Source organism: Pseudomonas oryzihabitans (assembly GCF_032027545.1).
Classification (GTDB): Bacteria; Pseudomonadota; Gammaproteobacteria; order Pseudomonadales; family Pseudomonadaceae; genus Chryseomonas; species Chryseomonas oryzihabitans_F.
The window spans coordinates 1-9,548 of the sequence record NZ_JAVSJB010000045.1; the positions used below are offsets into that span (position 1 = coordinate 1).

9 protein-coding genes are annotated in these 9,548 nt (G+C 64.0%); all 9 read right to left on the bottom strand.

Going from position 1 to position 9,548, the window contains the following annotated elements:
• A partial coding sequence (gene pilV / locus RND78_RS27155; protein WP_312733274.1) for a shufflon system plasmid conjugative transfer pilus tip adhesin PilV occupies nt 1-1,214 on the bottom strand: 1,214 nt, incomplete at its 3' end.
• A complete protein-coding gene (locus RND78_RS27160; protein WP_312733275.1) occupies nt 1,211-2,146 on the bottom strand; it encodes an ATPase, T2SS/T4P/T4SS family in 936 nt (311 codons plus the stop codon). The genes RND78_RS27160 and pilV, both read right to left, overlap by 4 nt.
• A gap of 6 nt (nt 2,147-2,152) precedes the next feature.
• The gene (locus RND78_RS27165) at nt 2,153-2,686 is read right to left on the bottom strand and encodes a type 4 pilus major pilin (RefSeq protein ID WP_312733288.1); all 534 of its coding nucleotides are present in this window, start codon (nt 2,684-2,686) and stop codon (nt 2,153-2,155) included.
• An 88-nt stretch (nt 2,687-2,774) separates the two neighbouring features.
• Nucleotides 2,775-3,863, bottom strand: coding sequence for a type II secretion system F family protein (locus RND78_RS27170; protein ID WP_312733276.1), 1,089 nt, complete (start codon nt 3,861-3,863; stop codon nt 2,775-2,777).
• Nucleotides 3,856-5,469, bottom strand: a complete 1,614-nt coding sequence (locus RND78_RS27175) for an ATPase, T2SS/T4P/T4SS family (RefSeq protein ID WP_312733278.1) — start codon at nt 5,467-5,469, stop codon at nt 3,856-3,858. The genes RND78_RS27170 and RND78_RS27175 overlap by 8 nt, the downstream gene beginning before the upstream one ends.
• Before the next feature lie 10 nt (nt 5,470-5,479).
• Nucleotides 5,480-6,130 (bottom strand): type IV pilus biogenesis protein PilP, encoded by a 651-nt coding sequence (pilP, locus tag RND78_RS27180; RefSeq protein WP_312733280.1) that lies wholly within the window; start codon nt 6,128-6,130, stop codon nt 5,480-5,482.
• Nucleotides 6,120-7,454, bottom strand: a complete 1,335-nt coding sequence (pilO2, locus tag RND78_RS27185) for a type 4b pilus protein PilO2 (protein WP_312733282.1) — start codon at nt 7,452-7,454, stop codon at nt 6,120-6,122. Before pilO2 ends, pilP begins: the two co-directional genes overlap by 11 nt.
• A gap of 4 nt (nt 7,455-7,458) precedes the next feature.
• The gene (locus RND78_RS27190) at nt 7,459-9,195 is read right to left on the bottom strand and encodes a PilN family type IVB pilus formation outer membrane protein (RefSeq protein ID WP_312733284.1); all 1,737 of its coding nucleotides are present in this window, start codon (nt 9,193-9,195) and stop codon (nt 7,459-7,461) included.
• Nucleotides 9,192-9,548 (bottom strand): toxin co-regulated pilus biosynthesis Q family protein (locus RND78_RS27195; RefSeq protein WP_312733286.1); only part of this gene is annotated, 357 nt, incomplete at its 5' end. The genes RND78_RS27195 and RND78_RS27190, both read right to left, overlap by 4 nt.

The window sequence follows — 9,548 nt, forward strand, 5'->3', positions numbered from 1 at the left end:
GAAAGTAGCAAGCCCTCTCCGGTACGGCTGACCATGCCATTTGGGCTGCAGCCTGCGTTCTCGCTTGCGGTGCCGTTAAGCTGTAGATATTCCCCGACATAGGTTCGGCCTTCGGAGAACAAGCTGTTTCCGCGCATTTGCCCTGGCGTGTAAACGTTCTTGCCGGCGTAAGCCCGGATCCAGTCGCTATCGGTCATGTGCCAGCCACCGCCCCATTTCTCGCTGTACCAGCCGGTATCCCCACGGGTCCTGAACCAGCCCGTGGTATAGGTTTCCCCTGACATGCTGGCGGTGACGCCCTGGACGTTGCCACGCGCATACATCGAGCCGGTTGTTGTGTCTCCAGTGACAGCGATATTGCCTCCGACGGTGGCACTGCCGTTCATGGACGCATTGCCCTGCAGGTACATCGAACCGGCGCGAAGGTCGCCGCCGGCGGTGACCGTGCCGTTGAGGTTCACGTTGCCCGTCGCGTTGACGTTGCGGCCAGCGTTCACATCGCCGCTGATGCTGGCGGTACCCGAGGCGGTGATGTTGGCCGCATTGTTCAGATCGTTGCCACCCATGTTAAGCGCAGTGTTCATCCGGTTCAGCTCGGGTTTTCCGGCGACAGCATTGCGGTAGAGGTAGTCATTGGCCAGGGTGCCGTCCTGCAGGAAGAGCGCGCTGGCGGTGTGACCCGCACCAGGGCTTACCCCATAGTTGCTCAGGGTCAGCGACCAGCCTCCGCGCACGCCCTGGATGATGCCCGTGTTGGCCACCGGCACGAAGCCGCCCGGGGCGCCGAGGTTCTCGGCTATCTCGCGGGTGCCCATCTCATCGATGGCTTGGCCACCGGTGGTGAGCACGATGGATTCAAGCTGGTTGGTCGCCACCCGCCTGGCCAGCACCACGAAGGTCTGGCCGAAGGCATTGGCGTCCGTGAACCCCGCGGGGAGGTAGTTGGTGTTGCGCAGCATCGCCGGGGTGATCTGCGCCGGCGTCGTGGTGCCAGCCGCGGCGTAGACGGTGGCGAAGTTGTCCTTGAGGTACTTGGCCGCCGCGTCGGCGACCTGCTTCTGCTGGTCCGCGGCGATCTGGTAATTCTGCGAGTCCATTTGATTGGCCACCAGTACCGCGGCACCGGTCATGACGGCCGCCAGGACGATCAGCCCAAAAAGCATGTCCAGGGCGATGAAGCCCCGCTGTGAGGCATAGCCGTGTGAGGTGTTCATCCCCAGAGGTCTCGTTTGAGTTGATTGTCGATGTCCTGGTCCAGCTGCGCGATGTGCCCCGCGCGGATCTTTTCGCGGATGCTGGGCCCGTCCTCCCCAGTGACCAGTAGGCTGCGCACCTTAAGGATGCGACGGTCATTGCGGGTTTCCAGCGTTTGAGCGACGACCGCTACCAGACCCTGAGCCAGGATCTCGCGAGCGTTCTTGATCTCATTGCTGGCCAGAGCCAGCACCCGCTCCAGCGCCTGGGTGGGGTTGCCGGCATGGAAGGTGGTGGCGACGAAGACACCATTGATGGCGGCGCGTACCGCTTGAACAGCGGTTGGGATGTCACGAATCTCGCCGATGAGAATCATGTCGGCGCCGGTGCGCAAGGCGCGCAGTAGGGCCTCCTCGTAGCCACCCGTGCGTCGGGACACCTGCATCTGGATGCAGCGCCCCTCGCCATGCAGACCGTTGAGGTTCGTCTCGGCCGGATCCTCAATGGCCAGCGCCGTGCCGCCGCAGGCCTGCAAGCGTGCGGCGATCAGCGAGGCGGCGCTGCTTGTCTTGCCGGTACCCATCTCGCCGCAAAAGATCACCAGTCCGCGCACCTGGTCACTGAGCATGGCGGTGGCCAGTGATTCGGGAAACCCCAGCATGTGGAAGGGGCGGATCTGGGCATTGGATTTGCGGATGATGAAGACGTCTTCCGAGAAGGCATCCTTGATCTGCGTCACCCGCAGGACGATACCGTCCTGGACCAGCGAGAATTCCGGGTCGCCGAACTCAGTTGACTTGGCCTGGCATTGCTCGCGCAGCGCCTGCAGCTCAGTGCCCCAGGCAGCCGGCGCAGATTCCCGCCGGCTACCGGAGCCGTCGAGGCCCTTCACGTCCGAGAAGTCCGGGCCGAGGAAGAGGTCGACGAAATTGGCTTGCGTGATCAGGCTCATGTGGACTCAGTAAACCGTCCAGGTCACGACGTTGCTGTCCTTGCTGCAGCCGCTGGTAGCGGTGCCCGGATCCACTTCGCCAGTGACCGCGGTTCCGCCGTTGATGGCGGTGGTGACCTTGGTGCCGCGGCTGATCTTGGTGGCCAGGGTGACGCAGGCATCCTGAGGCAGCGCGTTTTCGGTGATGGTGAAGGTCATGCCGCTCGATACCACGGTGACCGAACCGCCCCAGGCGTTGTACAGGTTGCTGCCGTTGACGCTCATGTTGGGCAGGCCCTTGCTGGCCACCAGCTGCGAGACGAGGCTGGTGCCCGACGTCCCGTAGCCGCTACTGGCCTTGAGCTTGCGGGTATTGGCGATGATGGTGCCGATGTTGGACTGCTCGTTGGTCACGTCCTGGGAGCCCATGAGGCTGCCGCCGTTGTAGATGATGTAGCCCAGGGCGACGACGGCGATGATTAGCACGAACATCATTTCCAGGCTGAAGACGCCACGCTGGCGGTGGCGCGGCGGCAGGCGCAAAGGCTGGGACTCTTTCATTTCGCTGGGCGACTCGACGTTGACGCTGACAAATGCGGGATCGATGCTGGGGGTGGGTTTGCTCATGACGGTTCCTTGGGTAGTGGATCTAGTGGTGAAGGCTGGCAACGTTGCTCTGCAGGCTGAAGGCGCCGCTGACCACCAGGAGCATCAAGAGCCCCATGGCGATGGTCGAGAAGGTGAGGAACGCCTTGGTGTAGCGCTCCACCTGCTTAAGCGTCTGCTCGATCCAGCGGTTGCTGAAGCGGTGGATGGCTTCGGAGAAGCCCTTGCGGGTCGCCAGCACACAGAGGAACTGGACGGCGGTCTTATCGGGAAACTCGTGCCCAGCTAAGCGCAGGGCCTCACCGAAGTTCTTGCCCTGATTGACGCCGTAGACGGCCGCGATCAACCGCTCACGCAGCCAGGGGGTGGCGCCGCGCTGCAGCGACTGCAAGGCCTCGATCTGATTGATGTTGGCCTTGAGCATCACCGAGATGTTGAGCAGGAAGGTGGAGCCGTGGAGGGCCTTGTAGATCGACCAAGGCGGCAGGCGATCGAGCCTGACGCGTAGTGGTCCGGTCAGGTAGGGCAGCGACCCCATGGCCAGCACGATGACGCTCAGCACCACGATTAGGGTCAGCAAGCCCCAGTTGTTGACGTAGCTGGAGACCTGGTAGAGCAGGTAGGGGATGCCGGTCCAGCCTTCGGGGTTGGAGACCCGGGTCATGGCCGGGACCATGCGCGAGGCGATGACGTGCAGCAGATAGGCCATCATGGCCCAGAGCATGATGGGGTAGACGGTCACGGACAGGATCAGGGACAGGATCCGACCGCGGGCCTCGATCATCTGCACGCAGTCCAGGAAGGCCTGAACCAGGGCGCCTGACCGCTCGCCGGCGGCGATGATTGCGGTCTCCTGGTAGGGCATCCAGCGCTGGCACGCATCGCCCAGGGACTTGCCGTTTCGCACAGCCTGACTGATGCCCGCCGTGGCCAAGGCGGTCGGGTCCCGGCGTTTTTTGCCGCCATCGCTGAAGATTGCGCGTAGCTCTTCCAGGGCATCGTCGATGCCGACGCCGTTCTCCAGAAGCGCGCAGAGGCTCTCGTAGAACTGGATGCGCTCCTTGCTACCGAATTGCTTGGCGTACCAGGCATCGGCAAAGGTCGTCCAACTGTCCAGAAGCCGACTAAGCATTGGGCTGCTCCAGGACGAAAAGCTCAAGGTCCAGCGGCCCGATGATGGTCTCGGCCATCCGGGGGTCGATCAGACCAGCAGCGACCTTGCCAATGGTGTGCTGGATCTTGGTGATCCCACCCATGTCCCTGACCCAGTAGGTTTTCGCCGCGCTGGCACCTTGGTCGCGGAAGATCTGCATGAAGCGATGGTTGGGGATAAGCACCTCGGCGACGACCGTTCGCGAGGAGACACCCATGTTTCGGCAATGCGCACACCCCGGACCCTGCAGCCTGACCTTCGTCGTATCCATGACCCGTTCCAGTCGCTCGACGAGGGCCGGGTTCAGCTGGTCGCGTTGACTGGATAGAGGCTGGGCGCAGTGCGTGCATAGCACTGGCAGTAGTGACTGGTTGATGAGGCCCGACATGAGCGCGGGGTCTGTCACCAGGCTCGGGTCGGCGCCCATGTCGATGAGCCGCTGCAGGCTCGCTACCGCGTTGTTGGTGTGCAAGGTCGAGAAGACCAGGTGACCGGTCATGCCGCCGCGAAACGCCGCCTGGGCGGTGGCCAGGTCACGCACTTCCCCATACATGAGGATGTCCGGATCCAGACGCATGGTGTTGGTGATGGCGCCGTCCCAGGTTTCGGCATGACCCAGCGGCGACTGGTTAGCCTTGATGGGATACTCAGGCGGATCTTCGACGGACAGAATATGGCGGGTGCCGTCGGTCTCGCTGTGCAGCTGATTGAGGGTGACCTGCAGGGTCTTCGATTTACCGGACCCGGTCGGACCGGTGATGAGGATGACGCCGTACGGAAGTCCGCGCAGACGATTGAGCAGCGCGATCTGATCGGCCAGAAAGCCCAGCTCATCCAGGGACTGCTTGGCTTTCTCGTCATAGAGCAATCGCAGGACCATGAGAGGCCCTTCTACCAACGGCCGAGAGGCAACCCGTGCGCCGAAGAGGCCGAGCTGAGCCACGAAGGCGTGCTTGACCCGGGCGTCCTGGCTGATCTCCGGCTGATAGTGCTCTTCGGCCACGTCGCACATGGAGTTGTAGAGCGCCGAGCAGAGCTCGCGGCCCATGCGGCTCTGGATCTGCCCGTACTCGGTCAATAGGCCATGGATGCGAAAGAGGATGTGCGTGATTTCGCGGCCGACAACAAAGTGCACGTCCGACGCGCCACGGCTGTGAGCTTCGCCAAGCAGACGGATGACCTCCTGCTGGCGAGAGGTACTGTCGAGACCACTGGTACTGGCGCCGCGGGTCGTATCGACCTGATACAGCGCCTGGATCTCGCTCAGGGTGCTGGGCACCACGCGGTAGTCCAGATCCGCACGATCCAGCTCGCCCATGAAGGCCATGACGAAGGGGTCGCGCAGATGCTGACCCGATACGAGTAGTTGAGCATGATCGGTAGGGCGTACGCCTTCCACCAGCGCCAGGAGCTGACGCAGTTCCGGCTTCACCGAGCCCCACTGGGCGCCTTCGGCAGTGAGGACGCGACGTGGCTGGAGCGGAAGTAGCTCGGTTACCAGCTCCCCCGCCAACCGTTGGCCAATAGCTTTGGGGTCACCTTCCGGCTCGTCCGTAGCGGGCTCAATGTGATTGCTCGAACTCATCAAGGTGACCTCAGGGTTGGTTGGCGGTAGGGGCAGAGCCCGGAAGGGCAATGGGGGTCGGAGCAGGCACCGGCACCGGTGCTACCGGATTCATCGGCGTGACGGTCACGGGCAGTACCGGTGCTTGGCTGGTGGCTACCGAAGCCACCGGAAAGCTCGGGGCGCGGTTGGAAAACCCCAGCGGATAGCGTTTGCCGCCGCGGCTGAGCACGACGCTGTCCAGGCTCAAGCTGGCCACGCGATACCCGCCTGGCAGGTCGGATGAGGCTAGGGAGGCATCGATCTCGAAGCCGCCTGCGTAGAGCAGGGTGGCGTGCAGCGCCTTGCCCGCGCCATAGACCAGTTTCACCACTGGCAGCTGCTCGACGGCGCCGGTCTGCTCAGCCGCGCCGCTCACCCGACTGATGGGAGCTACAACAGGCTGCGACAGGTAGCTGGGCAGAGGCGAGGTGGTAGCTTGAGTGCTAGTACCACTGATCTCACGCAGCGCCTTGGCACGCTCGCCTTGGGCCTTGTAGAGGATGGTTTCACTCTGCACTCGGGAGAGCTCGCCAACGGTGATGCCATCTGGATCACCCTGTTTGGTGGCATCGGCCCAGGCCGGGACGGCCAGCGTCAGCATCAGGGCGCCGATCGCGGCGAGAGAGAGGTCATTTGACATAGAGGTCACCGGTCACCGACCAGGCCAGCTGATCGCTCTGTAGAAGGGTCTTGATCTCGCGCAGTCGCAGGCCTTGGTGTGGCACGTCCTTGAGGACGATGTCCGGCGGCAACGCGGTGTTGAAAGTCAGCTCGAAATGCTTGAAGTCCGGGGGCGGCGGCGCGGGGGGCGCCGGCTGGCCAGGCATGGCCTGAGGCGTCGGAATGACTACCGGGACTTCCTTGATGGTCGGTGCCAGGCCTTGGCCATGCAGCCAGGAGGTCAGATCGGCCAGCGCCGGCGTGGCCTGCAGCAGCTCATCGTCGCCCGCTAAGGGTGGCTCGAAGGTGAGCTTGAGAGCGGCGCCATTGCCTTCATCGAAGAAGGCCGGCTCATCAGCGAAGTGACCACGCGTGGCCACGACAAAGGCCGACGCCGTGCTGTTACCGTCGCGCTTGTAATTGGTCGACAAGAGCACCCCGTCGCACTGGGCCGAGGTGAAGAGCCATCCAGCGATGGAGAGTGGGAGCCGGTCGATAGCGCCGTTGCAGGTCAGGAGAAAGTCCGGCACGCCTGGCCGCTTCGCCCAAGGATGTTCCAGGGCCTGAATGGTCTGTTGCTCCTTGGAGCGCTCGTTGATCGCTTGCAGCTCGGCCTGGCGCGCGGCCTCGGCCGCGACGGCGGCGAGCCGCCTTTGCTCGCGCTTGTGCGCCTCCCACTGGCTATAGCCGATGACGCCGGCCGCCACGACAAGTCCAATGACTCCCACGCGGATCCACTCGCCCTTGCTCATCCCGAATGCGAGGGGCTTGAGGGCGTAGTCGCGCTTCAAATTGCCAGGCTGCAATAGTTCTTCGATGTCGAGCGGCTTGCCGCCCTGGCCGAACTCAGTCGGCAGGTAGGTCTCATCGAAGGTCAGCGCGCGGCTTTCGAGCTGGGCGACCTTGCGCTGGATCTCGGTTGCCGAGCCCACCAGGTCGTAGCCCGGGATGACGGCGCCGTCGATCACAGCTACCAGAGCATAACGGGGCTCATCGCCAGGCACCTGCCAGGCGGCCAGCCAGGATTGGCCCAACTGTCCGGCCAGCGCCGCAGCCAGGGAGTACATACCCTTCATGGCGCCGGCGCTGCGAGCGACGAAACCGGCCTGGATGACATTGGGCGTGCGGCGGATGGCGACGATGTCCATCTTGTGCAGGCGGCCGTACTCCCGGGCTTCCTTCATGTACCCGGTCAGACTGCCTAGCGGATGCCATTGCAGGCCCGACACGAAGCTCTTGCCGTGGTAGGTCAGGATCTGGGCGGTTTGCGCCGGCGCGACCGGTGGGATACTGGCGAGGGCCATGTCGTCACCCCGTCACGATCGGGGTGATCAGCACCACCAGGACGCTGTGCCCCGAGGTCCGCGTGCGGCTGCCGCCGAGGCCAAAGAAACTGGGATCACCGACCCCGGTCTTCGTCGCGTTCTCGTTGAGCTCTTCGAAACCGGACAAGATCAGGGTCTGGCCACTGCGCAGCTTGACCTTGGGCGACAGCGACTTGGCGTCATAGTCGGGTAGCTGAACGCTGGAGCCGTTGCTCGTGAAGGTCTGGAAGGACGGCTTGCTGCTCATGTTGATCGATACCATGAGCAGCATCTCGTCGTGATCGAGCACGCGCGGCAGCAGCGTCATGTTGAAACCGCTGGTGATGGTGCCGGGCGTCAGCGAAGTGCTCGATCCCACCGAGGCGGTGGTCGTCGTCGAGCTGGAGGCGAGGTAACCCTGGACGTTGCCGATCTGCAGCGGTGCCGGCTGCAGGTTCAGGGTGGTGACTGAGGGCGACCTGACATTGGAGACGCGGCCCTGCTCGGCTAGCGCCTGGACGATGGCGTTGGAGCCCGCCCAGGCGGAGTTGGCGGTGTCGACGATGCCGACGGAAGCCGAAGTAGCGCTGGTGCTGATGCCGGAGACGGTGTTGGAAAGCGACAGGCCCCACTTGGTATTCAGGGACTTGTAGACCGCCGCCCAATTGAGCCCGAGCTGGTCCGTGTCGGTCAGCGTGACCTCGAAGACCTTGACGTTGAACAGCACCTGCTGAGTGATGGCGCGGTTGGTGGTGTTGAGGTAGGCCTCGACCCGCGAGATCACCTCAGGGCGATCCGTGACGGTCAGGGTCCCGGTGGAGGGAGCCAGATACATCCGCCCGGCCGGGGCGACGCTGAGCATCGCCTTCACGTTGTTCTGGATGTCCTGGAGGATTGAGGACTCCAGGGTCACGGTGGTGCTCTGGTTGCTGCCCGAGTCGCCCGAGACGCCGGAGCTGGTGCTCGATCCGCCCGAATTGCTACCGCTGGTGCCGGCGGCGGTGGCCATTCCGGATTTCACGGTGCTGGCGATGACCTGCTTGTCGCCAAAGGACCAGACGTCGAAGACCCGCGTCTCGAAATAGCTGATCCGCACGGCGCGCTCGACGGGCGAGTAGCGCCATCCCAAGCCCAGGCGCGCGGTGACCTCATCGAGCAGGCCGGAGGCCTTGCCGCTGTACTTGAGGCCGCTGACCTGGCTGCCGCCGCCCAGGCTGGTGAAGTCGGAGGCGCGATACCCCGAACCAGTGGAGCTCGCGGCGGCGCCCATTGTCGCTGGGTTAGTGATGACGCCTGCAGGCAGTAGACCTGCCAGGCTATCCGGGCTGGGATTGCCGATCGGCGCCGGTGCGGTGCTGGCCGGTTGTGCGCTGGGCGCAGCGGCATTGGGGTTCAGTGCATCGGGCGAGACCAGCACGGCTATACCGCACTGGCTGGTGATGTACTGGGCGATCTCGGTGATGCCGACGCTGCCGGACGGACGATAGCTGAGCTCGCAGTCCAGCGCGGATGGCATGCCACGTTTGGCCACCACCGGCTGTGTCGAAACCCAGGGTTTGTCGCTGAACACGACGGTCTCGCGCTTGGGCTGTTGCTGCTGGTTACGCAGCAGGGCCGCATATTGGCTGGCCATGGCGGCGTCGTTCTCGGCGCGCTGTGCCGATTCGTCTACCCGCTGCACTGAGCAGCTGGCAAGCAGGAGCGCCGCGGCCAGGGCGCTCAGGCGAAGGGGGCGGGTCATGACTTCTTCCTCTCGGACACATGAACGATGCGCTGGCTGGAGTTGCCATCGACGATGAAGGAGCGCCGAGCGCCATCGTAGAGCGGAAAGACCTGGGCAACGGCTTCGGCAAAGGTGCCGCGGAAGTGCAGGGCGGCCTCGATGGGGTAGTCCAGGTCAACGGGCTCCCAGACCACTTGCCAACCCGCACGCTTGGCCCAGGCCTCGACGGACTGACGCAGGGTGCTGCCAATCGGCGCATCCCACGTCTGAGTCATGGCAGAGGCTGGCTCGGTCAGTCGGACCGAAGGCAAGGTGTAGGCGCTGCCCACTGTGGGCAACGGCTTGGCTAGTGCGACGGCTGCGGTAGAGGG